The sequence below is a fragment of the Pandoraea sp. PE-S2R-1 genome (assembly GCF_002179865.1).
Lineage (GTDB): Bacteria > Pseudomonadota > Gammaproteobacteria > Burkholderiales > Burkholderiaceae > Pandoraea.
Genome location: NZ_NGUR01000125.1, coordinates 1 through 463, shown reverse-complemented (window position 1 = coordinate 463; position 463 = coordinate 1). Strand labels below are relative to the sequence as shown.

General features: G+C 67.2%; 1 pseudogene. It reads right to left on the bottom strand.

Annotation, left to right across the window (positions count from 1 at the left end):
- Positions 1-408: pseudogene (locus CDV44_RS27350) on the bottom strand (DeoR/GlpR family DNA-binding transcription regulator); the annotation flags it as partial.
- Positions 409-463 lie beyond the last annotated feature (55 nt).

Below are 463 nucleotides of genomic sequence, written 5' to 3'. Positions count from 1 at the left end.
GACGCGACAGCGCCCGGGCGACGGCTTCCGTCGTGGTGCCCAGATTGATGAAGATCGATGCGTGATCGGGGATCTGTTCGGCCAGGCGTATGGCGATGCGACGCTTTTCGTCGGCCAGTTGCGTCTGGCGGGCGTCGTAGGCATCGTTCTCCGCCCGCCCGGCAGGCCAACGCCGCCGTGGTAGCGACGCACCCATTTGCGTTCGGCCAGGAAGTTGATGTCGCGCCGGATGGTCTGCGGCGTGACGTCGAAGCGCGCCGCCAGTTCGTCGACCGTGAGGAAGCCGTCGCGGCGAACGGCGTCAAAAAGCGCCTGCTGGCGCGGGTTCAACGAGGCCTGTCCGGCATCAGAGGTGGCGGAAAGCCCCTCGGGGACATCGACGGACTCGGCAGATTCGGTATGGGACATCGGCACGCACGCAGTAAAACCTTCGTGCCGCCCGGCCGGCGGCACGTTCGCCGTC